This window comes from Rhizobium sp. BK529 (assembly GCF_014194105.1).
In the GTDB taxonomy this organism is placed as follows: Bacteria; Pseudomonadota; Alphaproteobacteria; order Rhizobiales; family Rhizobiaceae; genus Rhizobium.
This window is the reverse complement of sequence record NZ_JACIAU010000001.1, coordinates 324,546-343,939: the sequence shown is the minus strand read 5'-3', so window position 1 is coordinate 343,939 and position 19,394 is coordinate 324,546. Positions and strand designations below refer to the sequence as shown.

The window sequence follows — 19,394 nt, the reverse complement described above, 5'->3', positions numbered from 1 at the left end:
TCATTTCGAACGCCAGACTAATGGCGACGAAGCAAAAGACAACAGCGCAATCTCTATTCTCAAGCAAAGATCGCGCAGTCGCGATCGGACAAAAGGGAGCCGTTTATAAGCTTGTCCACATCCGAATGCTACCCACTGGTTTAGGGGTTGCAACGCCAAACCTTTGCGTTAAGGTGCCGTTGACCTGCACGTAACAGGTCAAACCGGGAACAAATGACTAAGAAAAGGCGAAAAGCCTAGAAAGGTGGACCCACCATGTCCTTTTTCACGAAAAAATTTCTCGCGTCCGCAATGGTTGGCTCATTGCTCGCATTTTCGGCCCAAGCGGCCACGCTAAACATCCATAATGGTGGCGACCCCACCTCGCTGGATCCGCAAAAACTCTCCGGCGACTGGGAAAACCGTATTGCCGGCGACATCTTCGAAGGCCTCGTCACCGAAGACGCAAAGGACAACCCGGTTCCGGGTCAGGCCGAAAGCTGGACCATTTCCCCCGACGGCAAGGTCTACACTTTCAAGCTGCGCGACGGCATCAAGTGGTCTGATGGCCAGCCGGTAACCGCAGGCGACTTCGTTTTCGCCTTCCAGCGCCTCGTGGACCCCAAGAATGCGGCCGACTACGCCTATCTGCAATTCACCATCAAGAACGCTGAGAAGATCAACAAGGGCGAAATCACCGACCTGAACGAGCTCGGCGTCAAGGCGATCGACGACAAGACGCTGGAGATCACCCTCGAGAATCCGACCCCCTATTTCATCAACGCCCTGATGCACTACACGGCATATCCGCTGCCGAAGCATGTCGTCGAGGCCAAGGGTCAGGACTGGGTCAAGATTGGCAACATCGTCACCAACGGTCCGTACAAGCCGGTCGAGTGGGTTCCCGGCTCGCACGTCACCACCGTCAAGAACGATCAGTATTACGGCGTCAAGGATCTGAAGATCGACGGCGCGAAGTTTTTCGTGCTTGAAGACCAGGAAGCCGCGCTCAAGCGCTACCGCGCTGGCGAATTCGACATCATGACCGACTTCCCAACCGACCAGTATGAATGGATGAAGAAAAACCTGCCGGGCCAGGCGCACGTGTCTCCGTTTCTTGCCAGCTATTACTATGTCGTAAACGCCCAGAAGCCGCCCTTCAACGACAAGCGCGTGCGCCAGGCTCTTTCGATGGCGGTCAACCGTGAAGTAATCGGGCCGAAAATCCTCGGCACGCAAGAACCACCAGCTTATTCTTGGGTTCCGCCGGGCACGGCAAACTATGGCGAACCAGCGTACGTTTCCTGGAAGGATCTTTCTTACAAGGACAAAGTCGAAGAAGCCAAGAAACTGCTGAAGGAAGCCGGTTTCGGCCCGGACCACCCGCTAAAGGCGCAGCTCCGTTATAACACCAACGATAACCACAAGCGTGTTGCGGTTGCGATCGCCTCTATGTGGAAGCCACTCGGCGTTGAAGTTGAACTCTATAACGCCGAAACTAAAGTGCATTACGACGAAATGCAGCGCGGTCAGGTAGAAATCGGTCGAGCCGGCTGGATCGCCGATTACAACGATCCGGATAACTTCCTGAATCTGCTTACAACTGGCGTATCGATGAATTACGGTCGCTGGAGCAATGCCGATTACGACAAGCTGGTCAAAGAAGGAAACGCCGAAAGAGACATCGGCAAGCGCGCTGAAATTTTGAAGAAAGCCGAACAGTTGGCTCTCGACGATAGCGCTGCCATTCCGCTTTACTACTACGTCTCAAAGAATGTCGTCTCGCCGAAGGTCGAAGGCTTCGTCGACAATATTCAGGACATCCATCGCACGCGCTGGCTGTCCATCAAGGAATAAGGATGAAAGGCTCTTCCCGGCCGGTCCGGGAAGAGCCGCTCCACGACCATGATCAAATACGCCCTCCGTCGATTGCTGTCGACGATCCCCGTCCTGTGGATCGCCGTCACAGCTTGCTTTTTCGTTTTGCGCCTTGCTCCCGGCGGCCCCTTCGATGGCGAAAGGCCATTGCCGCCGGTGATCCTGAAAAACCTCGCGATCCACTACAATCTGGATAAACCGCTCATTCAGCAGTACCTGATCTATGTCGGCGACCTGCTGAGAGGCGACCTCGGCCCCTCCTTCGCGAGTGAGGACTTCACCGTCGCTCAGCAGATCGCGATCGGTCTGCCCTACACCTTCACCATCGGTACGGCTGCCTTCCTGATCGCCATCATCGTCGGCGTCGCCGTCGGCTGTCTCGGGGCGCTCTATCAGAACAAGGCGCCGGACTATATTCTGGGCGCTCTCATTCTGGTGGGCGTCGTTCTCCCGAACTTCCTGATCGCACCCATCATGCAACTGATCTTCGGCATCCACCTCGCGTGGTTCCCCGTCGGCGGCTGGGGTGACGGTTCAATCAAATATCTCGTTCTGCCGATCGTCGTTCTGGCCCTGCCGCATGCCGGGCGCATTTCGCGCATCACCCGCGGCTCGATGATCGAAGTGATGAACCAGAACTTCATCCGCACAGCCAAGGCCAAGGGCATCGGCCCGCGCCTGACGGTCATGCGCCACGCGCTGAAGCCCGCGATGATGCCCGTCGTCTCTTATCTGGGACCGGCGGCAAGTTACCTTCTCACCGGCTCGCTGGTTGTCGAGAGCATCTTCGGATTGCCCGGCATCGGCCGCTATTTCGTCAATGCGGCGCTGAACCGCGATTACGGCATGGTTCTCGGCACGGTCATCTTCTACATGGTGCTGATCGTGTTCCTGAACCTTCTGGTCGACATCGCCTATGCCTGGCTGGACCCGAAAGTGAGAAACCGATGATCCTCAATCCCGCGAAAAGAGAGCTGCTCGCAGCCGAGCTGCTGGAAGCGGAGGGCCTTGCGCCGGAAGGCCGCTCGTTGACCAGAGACGCACTGCGCCGGCTCTCGCGCAACAAGGCCGCGGTCATATCGATCGGCGTGCTGGTGCTGCTGATCCTCGCCGCCTTCCTCGGCCCGAACTTCATTCCCTTCAACTACGAAGATCCGGACTGGGCCGCCTTCAAGGATCCGCCCTCTTTCGCCACCGGACATTTTTTCGGCACCGATCCGAACGGTCGTGACCTTCTCGCCCGTGTTCTCTACGGCACGCGCGTCTCGCTTGCCGTGGCGTTGACGGCTACGGTCGTGTCCGTCGTCATCGGTGTGCTCTACGGCGCGATCTCGGGCTATATCGGTGGCCGGCTGGATGCGATCATGATGCGCTTCGTCGACATCATGTATGCGCTTCCCTACATCCTCTTCGTCATCCTGCTGATGGTGATCTTCGGCCGGAACGTCTACCTTCTGTTTGCAGCGATCGGCGCGCTTGAATGGTTGACCATGGCCCGCATCGTCCGCGGCCAGACCCTATCGCTGAAGCACCGCGAATTCGTGGAAGCCGCCCGCGCCTCGGGTCAGAAGCCTTTCAAGATCATCACCAAGCACATTATCCCAAATCTCGTCGGCCCCGTCGTCATTTTCGCAGCGCTGACGGTGCCGGAAATCATCGCCACCGAGAGCTTCCTGTCCTACCTCGGCTTCGGCGTGCAGGAGCCGTTGACCTCGCTCGGCACTCTGATTGCTGAAGGCACCGACGCGATGGAAAGCATGCCCTGGCTGCTGATTTTCCCGGCAAGCTTCCTTGTGGCCCTGCTCCTCAGCCTGCTGTTCATCGGCGACGGGCTGCGCGATGCGTTCGACCCGAAGGATCGATAGATGTCCCAAGAAAAACAAAAAGATACCCTTCTCGAACTGAAGGACTACTCGATCACATTCGAGACCCCCGAAGGTCAGGTGAAGGCCGTCTCGAACATGAACCTGACGGTTCGCCGCGGCGAACGTATCGCCATCGTCGGCGAATCCGGCTCCGGTAAGAGCCAAACCTTTCTCGGTATCATGGGGCTGCTCGCCAAGAACGGCAAAACGAACGGCCAGGCCTTGCTCGAAGGAAAGGACGTGCTGGCGCTGAAACCGCGCGAGCTCGACAACGTCCGCGGCAAGGACATGGCCATGGTCTTCCAAGATCCGATGACGGCGCTCAACCCGTCGCTCCGGATTTCCCGGCAACTGACGGAACAGCTCGAGATCCACCGTGGCTTTACCGCCAAGGCGGCATCGGCCGAAGCACTCGACATGCTGAAACGTGTCGGCATTCCTGACCCGACCCGCCGTTTCAACCTCTATCCGCATGAGCTTTCGGGCGGCATGCGCCAGCGCATCGTGATCGCCATGGCGCTGCTCACCAAGCCGAAGCTGCTGATCGCCGACGAGCCGACCACCGCACTCGACGTGACGATCCAGGCGCAGATCCTTGATCTCTTCAACGATCTGACGGCGGAAATGAACACCGCGCTCATCATGATCACCCACGACCTCGGGGTTGTGGCGGGCCTGGCTGACAAAGTGGCCGTCATGTATGCTGGCCGCATCGTCGAAGAAGCCCCTGTCGACGAACTCTTCGAAAACCCGGCACACCCCTATACGGCAGCGCTGCATGCTTCGATCCCGCGCCCGGATCAGGACGTCGATGATCTCGTCGTCATTCCCGGCCGCCCGCCGAACCTGCAGCACCTGCCGAAGGGCTGCAATTTCTCGCCGCGCTGTTCGCAGGTTCGGGACGATTGCATCGACCACCCGCCGCAGCTCGAACAGCAGGGGGCAAACCACTGTGCCGCCTGCTTCCATCCCTTCCCCCGCCGCGAGGAGTTGCTGAGCCATGGCTGAACGCTCGCTTCTGAGGGTCGAGAACCTGACAACCCAGTTCGAGATCCCTTCGAAATCTCTCTTCAAGCCGCCGGTGATGCTGACGGCCGTCAACAATGTCAGCTTCGATCTTGCCGAAGGCCGCACGCTCGGCATCGTCGGCGAATCCGGCTGCGGCAAGTCCACGCTCGGCCGCTCCATCCTGCGCCTCCTGAAGTCGCAAAAGGGGCGCATCCTCTGGCAGGGCCGCAATCTGCTCGACCTGTCGGATGAAGAAATGCGTGCCGCACGCCGCGACATGCAGATCATCTTCCAGGATCCGATCGCCTCGCTCGATCCACGCATGACGGTCGGCGACATCATAGCCGAGCCGCTTACCGTCTTCGAACCGAAGCTGACTAAGGCCCAACGTCTCGACCGCGTACGTGAGATCATGGCCGCTGTCGGCCTGGTGCCGGAGATGATCAATCGCTATCCGCACGAATTCTCGGGCGGTCAGGCGCAGCGTATCGGTATTGCCCGCGCCGTTGTCACGAGACCGAAGCTTATTATCTGCGACGAACCGGTCTCGGCGCTCGACGTGTCGATCCAGGGCCAGGTCATTACGCTGCTTCGCAAGCTGCGCAAGGAGTTCGGCCTGACGCTGATCTTCATCAGCCACGACCTCTCCGTCGTGCGCCTGATCTCGGATGACGTGCTCGTGCTTTATCTCGGCAAGGTCGTCGAGGCCGGCGATTGCGCCACGGTCTTCGAACATCCGGCCCATCCGTACACCCAGGCGCTCTTTTCGGCCGCTCCGATCCCGGACCCGAAGCTCGCCCGCCTGCGCACCCGAATTCGCCTGCAGGGCGACCCGCCCTCGCCGCTGAATCCGCCGAAAGGCTGCGTCTTCTCGCCGCGCTGCTGGAAGGCGACGGATATCTGCCGCACCGAAATGCCGCCGACGGAACTGGTCCGTCCCGGCCAGACGGCCGCCTGCTATCATATGGACAGGCCCTGAGCCGAATTTCCCCATCGCCCCGGAACTGGGGCGATGGACTTTCAACTCTCCTTGACTTGTCTCCTCTCGCCTCTTCGCGTATCCGCAAGAGCAGAAAAATTCCGGGAGGAAAGCTTGAGCGGACGGTTTCTGTCGATCGGCGAATGCATGGTGGAGCTCTCGCAGGCAGGTGAAGGCCTGCTGCGCAAAGGCTTTGCCGGCGATACTTTCAACACCGCATGGTATGCCCGCGCCTGCCTGCCGCCCGCCTGGTCGGTCGACTATTTCACCGCGCTCGGGGATGATCCGATGTCCGACGAAATGGTTGCCTTCATGGGCAATGCCGGTATCGGCACCGACCTCATCCAGCGCATCAAGGGCAAGACGCCTGGCCTCTATATGATCAATCTGCGAAACGGCGAACGCTCCTTCAGCTACTGGCGCGACAGTTCGGCGGCCCGCAGCCTCGCTGCCGACCCGGACTGCCTGCGCGAGGCGGTGGAAAGTGCCGACGTCGTCTATTTCTCCGGCATCACGCTCGCCATCCTCTCCCATGATGACGCGGATGCGCTGCTGGCAGAGATCCGCCGTGCCAAGGCGGTCGGCAAGTTCGTTGTTTTCGACCCGAATATCCGTCCTCGCCTCTGGTCGAGCTACGACATCATGCACACGACGATCAGCGAAGGCGGGCGTGCCTCTTCGCTCGTCATGCCGAGCTTCGATGATGAGGTCGCCCATTTCGGAGATGCTTCCATCGAAGCCACCATCGCGCGCTATCGCGGGCTCGGGGCGTCGCATGTCGTCGTCAAGAACGGCGCAGAAGGCGCAACGCTGAGCTTTGCTAACGAGCAAATGCATGTGCCGGCGGAAAAGGTCAAAAACGTCGTTGACACCACCAGCGCCGGCGACAGTTTCAACGGCGCCTTCCTGGCTCATTATCTTGAAAATCGGGATGCTCCTGCAGCCGCCCGCTTCGGGGCTAAAATCGCCGCGCGCGTGGTCAGCGAGCATGGCGCACTGGTGCCGAAGGAAAAGCTCGGCCTCTGACATTTTTGTTGAAGCCTGCGCATGTCGCTTGTCGAGCGGACACGCGCAGGCCCGCCCCCGCCTCAGCGGCATTCAAGTCAGATCGCGAGATCAGGAATTGGTTTTCTTGTCTTCTGTGCGTACGGCTTCGTCATGGTACCAGCAGCTGTCGAAGGCAGCATCACACATATCGGCGGCCTCTCGCTCCATGAGGCGCAGGCGCTCGAAACGGTTCGGACCTTGCGCAGCTTTGATGGGGAACTTGTAGATCGTTGCGGATTCACGATGGAAACCGATTGCCATGAGATAGCCTTTCTTCTGCTCGGCCTATCAACATTCACGGTCGCGACAATAGCATAATGCACATAGTTTACGCAAATTGCACAAAATAAGGGCAATGTCGCAATTATGAACCTACGAAGCAGCATTTCCTGATTAAGCGCGTGCCGATGTGTTCAAAACTTCATCGATCCGGCTTAACGCCGGAGTTTTGATCCGGTTCCAGCTTCGAAAATGGCTGCTGCAAATCAGGATAGCCACAACGCCACGCCGCTTCGCCAGCTATCGGTGCCACCCGAAAATCAGCTGCGATCCGGTGATTCGTAAATTTTTTATGTCAGCAGCCCGAACTGGCACGCTACGTGCTTTAGATTAGACATCCCCTGGCGGGAAGGCGCGCGCTTGCGTCTTCTGCCTCAGGATTTGCTCAAGTTCGCAGCAGAGAGAGTCGCGATGACAAAGTATAAGCTCGAGTATATTTGGCTCGATGGGTACACCCCGGTACCGAACCTGCGTGGCAAGACGCAGATCAAGGAATTTGATAGTTTCCCGACGCTCGAACAGCTCCCGCTCTGGGGCTTCGATGGTTCGTCGACGATGCAGGCCGAAGGCCGCAGCTCTGACTGCGTGCTGAAGCCGGTTGCCATCTACCCCGATCCGGCACGCACCAACGGCGTGCTCGTCATGTGCGAAGTCATGATGCCCGATGGCGTGACACCGCACCCGAGCAACTCTCGTGCAACCATTCTCGATGACGAGGATGCCTGGTTCGGCTTCGAACAGGAATATTTCTTCTTCGAAAACGGCCGCCCGCTCGGCTTCCCCGAGTCCGGCTACCCGGCTCCGCAGGGCCCATACTACACCGGCGTCGGCTATTCGAATGTCGGCTCGATTGCCCGCGAAATCGTTGAAGAGCACCTCGATCTCTGCCTCGCAGCCGGCATCAACCACGAAGGCATCAATGCCGAAGTGGCCAAAGGCCAGTGGGAGTTCCAGATTTTCGGCAAGGGCTCCAAGAAGGCCGCCGACCAGATCTGGATGGCACGCTACCTGCTGCAGCGCCTGACTGAAAAGTACGGCATCGATATCGAGTATCACTGCAAGCCGCTCGGAGACACCGACTGGAACGGCTCTGGCATGCACTGCAACTTCTCGACCAAATACATGCGCGAAGTCGGCGGCAAGGCCTATTTCGAGGCGCTGATGGCCCAGTTCGAAAAGAACCTGATGGACCACATCAATGTCTACGGCCCCGACAACGACAAGCGCCTGACCGGCAAGCACGAGACGGCTCCGTGGAACAAGTTCTCCTATGGCGTCGCTGACCGTGGTGCTTCGATCCGCGTTCCGCACTCCTTCATCAAGAACGACTATCGAGGCTACCTCGAAGATCGCCGCCCGAACTCTCAGGGCGACCCCTACAAGATCGCGTCGCAGGTTCTGAAGACGATCTCGGAAGTCCCGACTTCTGGTTTCGCTTCGGCCGCAGCCTAAGTTTCACAGCGGCGCCGGCCTCCCCGCCGGCGCCGTTTCTTTTCAAGACACTCCCGCCTTCCGGCTTTTTCCTGCCGACACAATTCCCGGCCGCAGCGGCCGTAAAGTCCTGTAAATACTCGCACAGGGCTGTAATATTTCCATCATGCACTTCCGCCAAAATAAGAAAGCGGGAATCGCCATTCCGGAACCCCGCCAGGGGTGGTGCGTTGCCAGAACCATGCGACGCTGATGGAAATGGAAGCATGCTGCAACGTCCGTCAAATTCATATAGCGGCGAAAGCTGGGCCAGTGCCGCAGCCGCCGGAGCCGTGCCCGAGCGGCTGGTGATCGTGACCGACGCCTGGCATCCGCAGGTCAACGGCGTCGTCCGCTCGATCGAAAATACCAATCGGGAACTCGCCAAGATGGGCGTCGAAGTTTCGATGGTAACGCCGGAGCGCTTCGCCAGCGTGCCCTGCCCTACTTATCCTGAGATTCGCCTGTCGATCGCCTGGTACAGCCGCGTTGCGCGCGAGATCGAAAAGCATAACCCCTCTTACGTCCACATCGCGACGGAAGGTCCGCTGGGTTTGACGGCGCGCCGCTGGTGCCTCAGGAAGCGCATGCCTTTCTCCACCAGCTACCATACCCGTTTTCCCGAATATGTCTCTGCGCGGCTGCCGATCCCCGAAAGCTGGCTCTATGCCTTCGTGCGTTGGTTCCACAATGGCGGCGCAGGCTGCATGGTGGCAACGCCGAGCCTCGCCCGCGAGCTCTCTGCAAAGGGCATCAAGAATCTCATGCCTTGGAGCCGCGGCATCGATGCCACGCAATTCCATCCGATGCCCCTTGAGGAAAACCCCTTCGGCCTTCCCCGCCCGATCTTCATGACAGTCGGCCGCGTGGCGCTGGAAAAGAACCTGCCGGCTTTCCTCGATCTCGACTTGCCCGGTTCGAAGGTGGTGGTCGGCGACGGCCCGGCACGCGCCGAGCTGGAAGAGCGCTATCCGGACGTGCATTTTACTGGCGTGAAATTCGGTGAGGACCTGGCCAAGACCTATGCGCAGGCCGATGTCTTCGTCTTCCCGTCACTGACGGATACATTCGGCAACACCATTCTGGAAGCGCTTGCGTCAGGCGTTCCGGTCGCAGCCTATCCGGTCACCGGTCCACTGGATATCATCGGCGAGGATAGCCTCGTCGGCGCGCTCGACGACAATTTGCAGGCCGCCTGCCTTGCCGCCCTCTCCTGTTCGCGGGAGAAGGCGCGCGAGCTTGCAATGCAATATTCCTGGGAAGCTGCGACGCTGCAGTTCATCAACAATATCCGCGCCGCCAATGGCGTCATCACGCCGAAATGGAAGAAGGCCTGGCAATACGCCACCAAGTCTCTTCCGAGAAGCAGAAAGCCCGGCGAACGCGCCGGACCGCTTTCGCCCACGGACTGAGCCTTCAGGCGTGAGAGACGGCACGTAGTGGCTCGTTGAGACAGGCGCGCGGTAGCGCTACGAAGTCGCCGCGCGGGGAAACGGACCCGACATTACCCGTTGCGTTAACCCGGCAGGCGACAGAAGCGGATTATGTTCGCTTCTTCTTTCCCTCATAGGGGTTGTCCGGCGACCGGTAGTGGATCCGGATCGGCACGCTCGGCATATCGAAATCCGCACGCAACCCGTTGATCAGGTAGCGGGTGTAGGATTCCGGCAGGGCATCCGAGCGGGTGCAGGACACCATGAAAGCCGGGGGGCGAGCCTTAACCTGCGTCATATATTTGAGCTTGATGCGGCGGCCGGAAACGGCGGGCGGCGGATGCTGCACCTGCTGCTGCTCCAGCCAGCGATTGAGCTTGGCGGTCGAGATGCGCTTGTTCCAGACACGATCCGTATCGATGATCGACTGCATGAGCTTATCAAGGCCCCAGCCGGTCTGTCCGGAAATCGGCACGGCCCGGATGCCGCGCGCCTGCGGCAGCAACCGGTCGGTCTTTTCGCGCAGGTCGGCAAGCACGGCCTGACGATCCTCGATCATGTCCCACTTGTTGAAAGCAAGAACGGCCGCGCGACCTTCGCGCAGCACGAGGTCGACGATATGCAGGTCCTGCTTTTCAAAGGGGATCGTCGCATCGAAGACGATAACGACGGTTTCGGCAAAGCGAATGGCGCGTAACGCATCGGCGACGGAGAGCTTCTCCAGCTTCTCGATCACCTTGGCCTTGCGGCGCATGCCGGCCGTATCGAACATTTTGATCGTGCGGCCGCGCCATTCCCATTCCACCGAGATGGAATCGCGCGTGATCCCGGCTTCCGGCCCCGTCAGCAGCCGGTCTTCGCCGAGGAAGCGGTTGATGAGCGTCGACTTGCCAGCATTCGGGCGGCCGACGATGGCGACACGCAGCGGCTTGCTGTCGTCATAGACCGGCTCTTCGTCTTCCTCTCCCCCTTCGTCCGATGACTGCGGCAGGTCGACATCGGTGACGGCGACATCTTCCTTCGGCGGAAAGGCAATGTCCTCGCCGACTGCAGCTACGATGGCATCGCGCAGATCGAGCATCCCCTGGCCGTGTTCGGCCGAAATCGGCACGGGTTCGCCGAGCCCAAGCGAGAAAGCATCATAGAAACCGCTGTCGGATCCACGCGCCTCGGACTTGTTGGCGACGAGCACGACGGGTTTGCCGCGGCGGCGCAACATCTCGCCGAGAGCGGTATCGACGGGCGTCAGACCGGTCTTGGCATCAACGATGAAGAGCGACAGGTCGGCCTCATCGATCGCCGCCTCCGTCTGCTGGCGCATGCGGCCCGACAGGCTCTCATCCGTCGCCTCTTCCAGGCCCGCGGTATCGACGATCGTGAAGCGCAGGTCCACAAGACGTGCTTCACCTGGCCGGCGGTCGCGGGTCACGCCCGGCGTATCATCGACAAGCGCAAGCTTCTTTCCAACCAACCGATTGAAAAGTGTCGACTTGCCGACATTCGGGCGACCGACGATGGCGACCGTAAAGCTCATTCTTTTCCCTTAACTCAGCCCTGCGCGGCGGGCGCCTTGCCGGATGCGGTGATGAGATCAAGCATCATATGGGCACGATTGGCAACACCCCGCGGGCTCTCCACATCGTCGACGATCGACTGGAACCACTGCCGCGCCTGGGCCGTGTTTCCGGCCTTATAGGCAGCAAGACCGAGAGCCTCGCGTGCCGAATGGCGGAAGGCATTGCCCGGCACCGCCATTTCCTCGACGGCGGCGGAAACCTGCTCATAGGTGCCGTTCTCGATCAGCAGCCAGCCAGCGCGCATCTTGGCGGCATCCTGCACGGCAGCCGGAACGGATTTGTCCTTGGCGATGCTCTGGAAGGAAGCAATCGCGCCAGCATTGTCGCCTTTTTGCGACTGTACGGTCGCTGCACGCATGCGCGCCAGAACCGGGTAAGCGCCGTGGCCTTCCTTCTCCAGCTTGTCGAGCGCGGCCAGCGCCTCATCAGTCTTGTTCTCATCGGCCAGCTTCATTGCCGCCAGAAACTGGTCACCGGCACCGGAGGATGCATTGTTGTCCCAGTAGTCGTAAGCGACCTTGCCGATGGTCCCGAGCACGATGAGAATGGCAACGGCAATGATGTAGCGGCCGAACCGGCGCCAAGCGCCCTTCATCTGGTCGGAACGCAGTTCCTCATTGACTTCACGAATGAAGCTGTCGTCGTTGAATGCCATTCTCGTCTCCGGCCGGGGATTACCCATACACAGTGCAAAACGCACATTGTCGGGCCTTCTACTCCATTTTGCGGCGGTTGTAAGGGGGATATCGCAGAATCGTCACGAAGCGAGCATCGGCAATGGCGCAACGCCGATCAGCCATTCGTGAACGCGCCAGATGATCAGCGCCCAGACAACCGCGCCGATGATGACGGCATAGAGGTCATACCTGGCCGAAACGAATACTGGCAGGGTGATCTCGCCACGCTTCTGGCGCCGCTTGAGCGAAATGCGCATGATGACGCCCCAGGCGAGAAAGGCCGCAAACAGCAAGACCGACGACGTCTCGCCATTGGCGAGAAGATGCGCCAGCGCCCAAATCTTCACCGACAGCACCATCGGATGTTTGGTCTTCGTCGCGATATGTCCCGCCGGCAGCAGCGAAGCGACAAGACAGATCATGGCGATCAGCATCAGCGCGACCGTGATATGCGCCATCCAAACCGGCGGATAATAGAGCATGCCGGTCACCTGCCGTGCCTGCCCGAAACCATAGATCAACAGGATGAGCGTCGCGATACTCGCGATCGAATAGCCGGCTCGCCAGCCCTTCTCGCCGAGGCTTGCGATCATCGAGCGGCGGAAGTCCGGAGCTACGACCCGCACGAGATGCACCCCAAGGAAAAGTACGATGCCGATGATAAGCAATGTCATTGCGGATCCCTTCCGTGCCGTTTGCCATGGCTTACCGGCTGGCGGGAAAAAATGCCAGTAAGACCGCAGCTTCGCCGCATTTCTGTAACAGGAAAACCGCAATGCAAATTGTCGCGGTGCCCATGTTTCGTTCTATTTTTTTCGCCTCCCTTGCCCTCTCGCTGATTTTTCCTATCGCGGCTGACGCCGCCGACAAGCCAGAACAGCTCGTCATCATCTCCTTCGACGGCGCTCACGATAATGCGCTCTGGCAGAAGAGCCGCGAAATGGCGGCAAAGAACGGCGCGCATTTCACCTATTTCCTCTCCTGCACCTTCCTGATGAATCAAGAGGCGAAGAAGGACTATCAGGCCCCGCATCAGAAACGCGGAAGGTCCAATGTCGGCTTTGCACAAAGCGACGATGAAATCCGCGAGCGCCTCGGCAATATCTGGCACGCCCATCTCGAGGGCCACGATATTTCCAGCCATGCCTGCGGCCATTTCGACGGTCGACAGTGGAGCGAGGCCGACTGGTCGGCCGAATACGCGACCTTCAAGTCCACACTGAAGAACGCCTGGAAAAGCGTCGGCCTTCAGGAACCAGCCGGCTGGCAGGATCTCGTAGACCGCGGCATCAAGGGCTTTCGCGCCCCTTACCTATCGACCGGCGGCGGTGCTGACATGATCGCAGCCGAAAGGAAGGCCGGCTTCACTTATGACGCAAGCCTCGTGACCAAGGGGCCGGCCATGCCCGTCGAGGAAGAAGGCGTCCTCCGCTTCGGTCTGCCGCTCATTCCCGAAGGCCCGGGCGAAAAGCCTGTTATCGGCATGGATTACAATCTCTTCGTCCGACACTCCAAGGGCGAAGAAGATGCCGCCGATAGCGCCGCCTTCGAGGAGCGAGCCTATACGGCCTTTAAAGAGGCGTTCGACAAGCAATATGCCGGCAGCCGCATTCCCCTACAGCTCGGCTTCCACTTCGTGGAAATGAACGGTGGCGCCTATTGGCGCGCGCTCGATAGGCTGGTCAGCGACGTCTGCCACAGATCGGATGTTGCCTGCGTCAGCTATTCGGAAGCGATCCCGATGATCAAGGCACGCGGCCAGTTGGAACAGGCATCAGGGTTGTAAGCCCCTGACGCCTCTTAATATTGAATATACAACGTCTGCCTGTACGCACTCGCCCGAACTGACGGTTCTCGACTGAATCTCAAAATAAAAGGGCCACCGCAATGATGGCCCTTATGTTTCGTATCAGCCGTCGGCGTGTACGACACCAACCTCATGCTCCAGATAGTGCCGATCGATATCCGGCAGCGGCTCATTGTCGATCGCCGCCTCGAAGGTCTTCAGGCGCTTGTGGATGGAGAGCAGTTCGATGATCGTCGACCAGGAGTTGACAAGATATTGGAAGGAATTGCTCACCTGGCCGAAAGCAGTCGCGATCTGTTGGAAAATACCGTAGGTGATAGCGCCGGCAACGAGGGTTGGTGCCATAAAGAAATAGACGAATAGATTGTCCGCCTGCAGGTAAAACGAGCGGGCAATATTGAAATACATATAGTGAAAATAAAGCGTGAAATAATTCGCTCTCACCCTTGAGAATAGCTCCCGGACCGTTAGCGGCTGCGCTCGGTCGGCATGATCCTCGCCATAGACCAGTTCCTTACGGTAGGCCGCCTCCACACGCTGATTCTTGAAATTCAGCCCGGGCAATTTGATGCCGGCGACAGCAAGTAGGACTGTGCCGAAGACCGACCAGAAGATCGCCAGCCAGAAGAGAGAGTTCGGCACTTCACCGAGCACCGGAAGCGTCGTCACGTAATGTGATAGCGCCAGCATGATCGGCAGGAAGACGACGAGCGTCATCACCGAATTGATCAGGTTGATGCCGAGACCTTCCAGGGTGCTGGAAAAGCGCATCGTGTCTTCCTGAACACGCTGGGATGCGCCTTCGATATGGCGGAGCTTTTCCCAATTCGCCATATAGAAATTGTTCATCGCCGTCCGCCAGCGGAAGATGTAATGGCTGGTGAAAAAGTCAGTCAGGACCGACACGAACATACTGAGGAAAGCGATTTGCGCGAAGATCAGAAATAGATCGTAGAAGTTCTCGACGGTGATACCCGGCTTCTTCGTTAGCGCATTTTGGAGCAGATCCCCGAAAGGCCGGCGCCAGTTGTTGATGACGACTGTGATCTGCACTCCAAAATAGGTCACAAAAATGATGAGCGCCGAGCCCCAGATGGACCACATCTTCCACGGATGGCTGAGCGCCTTCAAATGCCAGAAACCGCAAAAGATCAGCGTGGCAAAAAAGAAGTAGCCGTAAAACCAGAGATTCTCGGGTAGCAGGAAGAACGAGAGATCAATCGGCTGCTGCTCCTCGGGAACCGGCGTAAAGCCAAGCGAAGCACCGAGATCGGCGGCGAAGAAATACCAGCCGAAAATTGCAGCCAGCGTCCAGACTACGAGCGAAGTAAAGAACGCCTTTGGCTGGGGGAAGAAGGAGTGAAACACGGGGAATTTGCTTTCCTGAACTCGAGTCACGGAAGAGTGGCGAACCACTGATTGCCCGGAAATTAAGGCAGTTCAAAGAAAGCGGCAATGGGCTCCCCCCATTGTTACGCACTTGTAACCACTTAAGGGATTTTCTTCATCACCGGCATGACCAGAAGCGCGCAGAAAACCAGCACAATGGCGGCGATGATGGTCGGCAGCACGAAATTTCCCGTCACCTGCGCAATCCAGCCGGCAACAATGGGGCCGATGATCTGACCGATGCCGAAGGCGGCTGTCATCATCGCCAGAATGCGGCGCGGGCTTTCAGGTGAAAGCCGCCGGCCGATCTGCAATCCATAGGCGGTGATGGCAAGAAAGGTCGCGCCGAACAGCGCACCGCCGATCAATGGCGCCATTGAATGCGGCAGCTCCACCGTTGCGAGCACGCCGATTGCCTCTATGACGAGCGCCGCGACATAGACACCGCCGATCCCGAGCGAGCGCACAAAGGGCCTCCACGTGAACAGCGCGACCGTCGCCGTCAACCCGGCAATGAACCAGCAAAGAAACTCAACGATCGGCCCGGACGCGTTCATGCGTGCGATGGCGACCAGGAAGGTTGCAGTGATAACGTAGCCGAAACCGAAAAGGCCATAAGACAGCGTCAGCAACACCATCGGGCGGTTCCAAGCCAGAGGCGGCTCCTTCGCCTGCCCATTGCGCACCGGCTCTTTCGGCAGCAATGCCCAAACGATGACGAGGCTCACGATGCAGAAGAGCGCGCCGCCGATCCAGTCCGCACGCCAGCCGCCTGCCGCATCGTCGAAGGCATAGCCAAGCGCGAACACCATGACAGAAGAAATCGCGATCCCTGCTCCCGGTCCGCCGAAATGCGCCGCCTGAACGTGGTCATTGCCGGCAGCGGCCCCATGGCTCAGCACGATTGCGGATGCGAAAACCAGCGTGAAGGCGCTCGCCACACCGGCCAGGAAGCGGATAACGGCAAAGAGCATCACCGAGTCCGTCGCCGCCATGGCAGCCAGCAGGATTGCCGTCGCAGCCAAGGAAAGAAGCGCCACCAGCCGCTCGCGCCCCGCCGCCCAACCATAGGCGCCGAGAACCGCACCGACGAGATAACCGACAAAATTGGCGGAGGCGATGAAACCAGCGTCGGCTGCAGAAAGCGGCACGCCGACCATCATGCCTGGCAGGATCGGGGTGAAGGAAAAGCGCCCAAAGCCCATGGCCGCCGCCATGGCGACGGCGCCTGCAAGCGCTGTGGTGAGGAGATTGACCTGGCGGTCGTTACTGGGAGCCAACATGGTCCGTTTATCGCGCTGCAGCATGCTCGCCACAAATGAGTAATTCTGATGCATCCTTCAATTTCGCGAACAGATTTTCCGTCGCCCCTCTTGAACGACATATCTTACGATATATGTTTCACGACATAGTGAGCGATACAACGAAACAAAAGGAGTGTGGCATGAGAGGTTTTCGAGGTGGCTTCGTCGGTGAAGCGATGCGTATGGGAATGGGCCGCAGGTTTTCAGCGGGCGAATTGCAGGTAATCCTTCTGGCACTGCTGGAAGAGCGGCCGCGCCATGGCTACGAGTTGATCAAGACGTTGGAGGAGCGTTCCGGTGGCTTTTACATGCCGAGCCCAGGCGTCATCTATCCGGCCCTGACCTATCTGGAAGAGACCGGACTGGCGGAAGTGGAAAACGAAGGGGCAAAGAAGCTCTACAAGATCACCGAGGCCGGTCGTCAAAAGGTGGACGATAACCGCGCTACGATCGACCAGGCGCTTGCCAAGCTGGAGCGCATTGCCGAAGGCATGGCCTTCGTCAATCGCATGTTCGACCCCGAGCAGGCCCAGGGTGGAGGCGGCGGGCGGCACCGTCGCGACGAGGAAGACGAGGATTTTGGTCGCGATGACGGCAATGTCCGCGCTGCCCGTCAATTGCTGCGCTCGGCGCTGCGGATGCGCTATCCCTGGTCGGCAGTTGAAGCCGCGCGGATTTCCGGAATCCTGGAACGCGCCGCCATGGAAATCCTGCAAGGTGGCAAAGCCGACTCGCAGCGGGACTAAAATTGCCAGAACGACTGGCGACGGGAACCGCCGCCACGTCAATGTCAGGTCTTCAGCAGGCCGGTCGCAAGACCACGGAAAGCCTCGACAACCTTTTTCAGAAGGCTGTGCGGATCATCCGCCGCGGCAATCCAGAGCGCAGCACTGAGCGACGCTCCATTGAGCAGGCGAGCGGCAGCCTCGGCATCGACGGGCTTGACCGTGCCTTCGTCGATCAGCGCCTGAATCGTCTGGGTCGTCGTTTGAAGACAGGCATTCTGGGTGGGCCACTGCGAGGGATCGCCAAGCACCGCCGGCCCGTCGAGCAGCATGATACGCTGGATTTCTGGCTCCAAAGCCATTTCGATATAAGCAGTATATTCCGCCAGAAGGCCGAGCCAGGCCGTCTCGGCCCGGTCACGCGCGATGCGCAACCGCTCCCCCATCTCGGCGTCGATCTCATCGATTACGGCCTGCAGCAAGCCCTTCTTGTCACCGAAATTGTGGTAGAGCGCCCCACGCGTCAACCCGACATCGGCGGTCAGATCATCCATCGACGCAGCTGCATAGCCTTTAATGGCGAAGGCTTTCCGGCCAGCCTGAATAAGCTTCGCCCTCGTCTCCTCCATCATCTGCGCCCGGGTCTTTGCGGCCATCTGCTTCCTCATAATACACATACGCTTCGTATGCGTATTGACATACGCACCGTATGTCTGATTATATCTACATACGGAGGGTATATCAATTGCGACTCCGAATAACGGCTAACTCGTACCCACACCCAGCTACCTCATTCGACGGACGAAGGTTCGGCGACGGGTACCCTTTTGCCTAAACAGGAGAAAACAATGACCAAACGCGATGCGATTTTCCCCGCCGGCCGTCAGGCCCTCTACGAAATCAACCGCTATTCGGCGGCGATCCGCTCCGGCGACCTGCTCTTCGTCTCTGGCCAGGTCGGCAGCCGTGAAGATGGCTCCCCCGAGCCCGATTTCGGAAAGCAGGTCCAGCTCGCCTTCGACAATCTGAAATCCGTACTCCACGCCGCCGGCGCCACTTTCGATGATGTCGTCGACGTCACCACCTTCCACACCGATCCCGAGGCGCAGTGGCCGATAATCTCCGGCATCAGAATGAAGGAAATCGGCGAGGCGCCCTATCCGAACTGGACGGCAGTTGGCGTGAACTGGCTGGCCGGTTTCGATTTTGAAATCAAGGTCATCGCACGCCTGCCACATGCCGCCTGATTTCAAGGTCAACTGAAAGAGCGCCGCGTCTGAAGACGATGTGGCGCTCTACGCGATCTCGATGATTTCAAGCTCCTGCTGACCGACGGTGACGACATCGCCAACGGCCTTACCCACAAGAATCCGGGCAACCGGCGAGACATAGGAGATCGATCCCGCCTTCGGATCGGCCTCATCCTCTCCAACAATACGATAGGTCTGGACCCGTCCATCATCACGGCTGAACGTGACGGTGCTTCCGAAGGCCACGACCTCCGTCGAGGTCGGATCAGGGACGAGCTGGGCAGTGCGGATGCGTTCGACGAAATAGCGCAGGTCGCGCAACGGATTTGCCTGCTGGCGCCGTCTTTCGTTGACATCCTCGATCATGCTTGCGGTGTCATAGGCCTCGCGCGCCTGCTGCACTTGCAGCTCCAATGCCTTCAGCCCGGCTTCCGTCACAAGATTGGGATGAGGCGAAATCGCACGGTCGGGCAGCAGCGTTTCAGCAGCCGTTTCGGCACTTTCTTCCTTGGTGAAGGCAACAGCCATTTAGAGCCTTTCCTGGTTAGATTGCAGGATTCTGCCGGAGCAGGTTTGTGTCAGGGCAAAGGCGATTGGCGAAGGGCATACCCCAAGGTACGTCCGAGCCGAACGCCTTTGATCCTGGTGCAAAGATGCCCGGCCCTAGCTGGTTTGCAAGCAAACCACCGGGGTTGGCTGAAACGGGCCGCCTGATCGACCGGTCGAC

The 19,394-nt window shown here is 59.1% G+C and carries 19 protein-coding genes; 11 read left to right on the top strand and 8 right to left on the bottom strand.

What is annotated here, in order from left to right; genetic code table 11:
• The first annotated feature begins 255 nt into the window (after positions 1-255).
• The 6 genes from FHX08_RS01690 to FHX08_RS01665 all read left to right on the top strand — a co-directional run bounded on the left by FHX08_RS01690 (position 256) and on the right by FHX08_RS01665 (position 6,735).
• A complete protein-coding gene (locus FHX08_RS01690) occupies positions 256-1,836 on the top strand; it encodes a peptide ABC transporter substrate-binding protein (RefSeq protein WP_184326818.1) in 1,581 nt (526 codons plus the stop codon).
• Between the two features lie 48 nt (positions 1,837-1,884).
• A complete protein-coding gene (locus FHX08_RS01685; protein ID WP_132653582.1) occupies positions 1,885-2,808 on the top strand; it encodes an ABC transporter permease subunit in 924 nt (307 codons plus the stop codon).
• A complete protein-coding gene (locus FHX08_RS01680) occupies positions 2,805-3,722 on the top strand; it encodes an ABC transporter permease (protein ID WP_132653581.1) in 918 nt (305 codons plus the stop codon). The genes FHX08_RS01685 and FHX08_RS01680 overlap by 4 nt, the downstream gene beginning before the upstream one ends.
• Positions 3,723-4,730, top strand: coding sequence for an ABC transporter ATP-binding protein (locus FHX08_RS01675; protein ID WP_184326817.1), 1,008 nt, complete (start codon positions 3,723-3,725; stop codon positions 4,728-4,730). It abuts the gene before it with no gap.
• On the top strand, positions 4,723-5,709 hold the full coding sequence (locus FHX08_RS01670) for an ABC transporter ATP-binding protein (RefSeq protein ID WP_184326816.1): 987 nt from the start codon (positions 4,723-4,725) through the stop codon (positions 5,707-5,709). The genes FHX08_RS01675 and FHX08_RS01670 overlap by 8 nt, the downstream gene beginning before the upstream one ends.
• Positions 5,710-5,823: 114 nt before the next feature.
• Positions 5,824-6,735 carry a sugar kinase gene (locus FHX08_RS01665; RefSeq protein WP_184326815.1) on the top strand — a complete coding sequence of 304 codons (912 nt, stop codon included), beginning with the start codon at positions 5,824-5,826 and terminating at the stop codon, positions 6,733-6,735.
• Between the two features lie 90 nt (positions 6,736-6,825).
• On the opposite strand, the gene FHX08_RS01660 is transcribed toward FHX08_RS01665, so the two are convergent.
• A complete protein-coding gene (locus tag FHX08_RS01660) occupies positions 6,826-7,017 on the bottom strand; it encodes a DUF2735 domain-containing protein (protein WP_184326814.1) in 192 nt (63 codons plus the stop codon).
• Between the two features lie 429 nt (positions 7,018-7,446).
• Between FHX08_RS01660 and FHX08_RS01655 the strand changes: the two genes are divergently transcribed.
• Together FHX08_RS01655 and FHX08_RS01650 are read left to right on the top strand one after the other, a co-directional pair.
• Positions 7,447-8,487, top strand: a complete 1,041-nt coding sequence (locus FHX08_RS01655) for a glutamine synthetase beta-grasp domain-containing protein (protein ID WP_132653576.1) — start codon at positions 7,447-7,449, stop codon at positions 8,485-8,487.
• A gap of 245 nt (positions 8,488-8,732) precedes the next feature.
• The gene (locus tag FHX08_RS01650) at positions 8,733-9,917 is read left to right on the top strand and encodes a glycosyltransferase family 4 protein (protein WP_184326813.1); all 1,185 of its coding nucleotides are present in this window, start codon (positions 8,733-8,735) and stop codon (positions 9,915-9,917) included.
• Between the two features lie 130 nt (positions 9,918-10,047).
• Here the strand turns inward: FHX08_RS01650 and der are convergent, their stop codons facing one another.
• From der to FHX08_RS01635, 3 genes are all read right to left on the bottom strand, one after another.
• Entirely contained in the window at positions 10,048-11,472 is a 1,425-nt protein-coding gene (gene der, locus FHX08_RS01645) for a ribosome biogenesis GTPase Der (protein WP_184326812.1), read from the bottom strand.
• A gap of 14 nt (positions 11,473-11,486) precedes the next feature.
• Complete coding sequence (locus FHX08_RS01640) at positions 11,487-12,170, bottom strand: tetratricopeptide repeat protein (protein WP_132653573.1); 684 nt, start codon at positions 12,168-12,170, stop codon at positions 11,487-11,489.
• 102 nt (positions 12,171-12,272) lie between these two features.
• Positions 12,273-12,866 (bottom strand): NnrU family protein, encoded by a 594-nt coding sequence (locus FHX08_RS01635; RefSeq protein ID WP_132653572.1) that lies wholly within the window; start codon positions 12,864-12,866, stop codon positions 12,273-12,275.
• 122 nt (positions 12,867-12,988) lie between these two features.
• Between FHX08_RS01635 and FHX08_RS01630 the strand changes: the two genes are divergently transcribed.
• A complete protein-coding gene (locus FHX08_RS01630; RefSeq protein ID WP_184327345.1) occupies positions 12,989-13,978 on the top strand; it encodes a polysaccharide deacetylase in 990 nt (329 codons plus the stop codon).
• 123 nt (positions 13,979-14,101) lie between these two features.
• Here FHX08_RS01630 and sbmA read toward each other — a convergent pair whose 3' ends face one another.
• Together sbmA and FHX08_RS01620 are read right to left on the bottom strand one after the other, a co-directional pair.
• Positions 14,102-15,367: a peptide antibiotic transporter SbmA gene (sbmA, locus tag FHX08_RS01625; protein WP_132653571.1), complete on the bottom strand. Its 1,266-nt coding sequence runs from the start codon at positions 15,365-15,367 to the stop codon at positions 14,102-14,104.
• A gap of 122 nt (positions 15,368-15,489) precedes the next feature.
• Positions 15,490-16,695 (bottom strand): MFS transporter, encoded by a 1,206-nt coding sequence (locus tag FHX08_RS01620; protein ID WP_132653570.1) that lies wholly within the window; start codon positions 16,693-16,695, stop codon positions 15,490-15,492.
• Positions 16,696-16,832: 137 nt separating this feature from the next.
• Here FHX08_RS01620 and FHX08_RS01615 point away from each other — a divergent pair, with 137 nt between their 5' ends.
• Entirely contained in the window at positions 16,833-17,438 is a 606-nt protein-coding gene (locus FHX08_RS01615; protein WP_184326810.1) for a PadR family transcriptional regulator, read from the top strand.
• A gap of 44 nt (positions 17,439-17,482) precedes the next feature.
• On the opposite strand, the gene FHX08_RS01610 is transcribed toward FHX08_RS01615, so the two are convergent.
• Positions 17,483-18,073, bottom strand: coding sequence for a TetR/AcrR family transcriptional regulator (locus FHX08_RS01610; RefSeq protein WP_132653568.1), 591 nt, complete (start codon positions 18,071-18,073; stop codon positions 17,483-17,485).
• Positions 18,074-18,265: 192 nt separating this feature from the next.
• Between FHX08_RS01610 and FHX08_RS01605 the strand changes: the two genes are divergently transcribed.
• Positions 18,266-18,664, top strand: a complete 399-nt coding sequence (locus FHX08_RS01605; protein ID WP_132653567.1) for a RidA family protein — start codon at positions 18,266-18,268, stop codon at positions 18,662-18,664.
• A gap of 48 nt (positions 18,665-18,712) precedes the next feature.
• Here the strand turns inward: FHX08_RS01605 and greA are convergent, their stop codons facing one another.
• Positions 18,713-19,195, bottom strand: a complete 483-nt coding sequence (gene greA, locus FHX08_RS01600; RefSeq protein ID WP_132653566.1) for a transcription elongation factor GreA — start codon at positions 19,193-19,195, stop codon at positions 18,713-18,715.
• Positions 19,196-19,394: the final 199 nt, after the last annotated feature.

Coding starts and splice junctions, on each gene's coding strand:
- FHX08_RS01685 (WP_132653582.1), top strand. CDS start 1,885: ATGATCAAATACGCCCTCCGTCGATTGCTGTCGACGATCCCCGTCCTG.
- FHX08_RS01670 (WP_184326816.1), top strand. CDS start 4,723: ATGGCTGAACGCTCGCTTCTGAGGGTCGAGAACCTGACAACCCAGTTC.
- FHX08_RS01690 (WP_184326818.1), top strand. CDS start 256: ATGTCCTTTTTCACGAAAAAATTTCTCGCGTCCGCAATGGTTGGCTCA.
- FHX08_RS01615 (WP_184326810.1), top strand. CDS start 16,833: ATGAGAGGTTTTCGAGGTGGCTTCGTCGGTGAAGCGATGCGTATGGGA.
- der (WP_184326812.1), bottom strand. CDS start 11,472: ATGAGCTTTACGGTCGCCATCGTCGGTCGCCCGAATGTCGGCAAGTCG.
- FHX08_RS01620 (WP_132653570.1), bottom strand. CDS start 16,695: ATGCTGCAGCGCGATAAACGGACCATGTTGGCTCCCAGTAACGACCGC.
- FHX08_RS01655 (WP_132653576.1), top strand. CDS start 7,447: ATGACAAAGTATAAGCTCGAGTATATTTGGCTCGATGGGTACACCCCG.
- FHX08_RS01610 (WP_132653568.1), bottom strand. CDS start 18,073: ATGGCCGCAAAGACCCGGGCGCAGATGATGGAGGAGACGAGGGCGAAG.
- FHX08_RS01675 (WP_184326817.1), top strand. CDS start 3,723: ATGTCCCAAGAAAAACAAAAAGATACCCTTCTCGAACTGAAGGACTAC.
- FHX08_RS01650 (WP_184326813.1), top strand. CDS start 8,733: ATGCTGCAACGTCCGTCAAATTCATATAGCGGCGAAAGCTGGGCCAGT.
- FHX08_RS01630 (WP_184327345.1), top strand. CDS start 12,989: ATGTTTCGTTCTATTTTTTTCGCCTCCCTTGCCCTCTCGCTGATTTTT.
- FHX08_RS01605 (WP_132653567.1), top strand. CDS start 18,266: ATGACCAAACGCGATGCGATTTTCCCCGCCGGCCGTCAGGCCCTCTAC.
- FHX08_RS01680 (WP_132653581.1), top strand. CDS start 2,805: ATGATCCTCAATCCCGCGAAAAGAGAGCTGCTCGCAGCCGAGCTGCTG.
- FHX08_RS01635 (WP_132653572.1), bottom strand. CDS start 12,866: ATGACATTGCTTATCATCGGCATCGTACTTTTCCTTGGGGTGCATCTC.
- greA (WP_132653566.1), bottom strand. CDS start 19,195: ATGGCTGTTGCCTTCACCAAGGAAGAAAGTGCCGAAACGGCTGCTGAA.
- FHX08_RS01640 (WP_132653573.1), bottom strand. CDS start 12,170: ATGGCATTCAACGACGACAGCTTCATTCGTGAAGTCAATGAGGAACTG.
- FHX08_RS01660 (WP_184326814.1), bottom strand. CDS start 7,017: ATGGCAATCGGTTTCCATCGTGAATCCGCAACGATCTACAAGTTCCCC.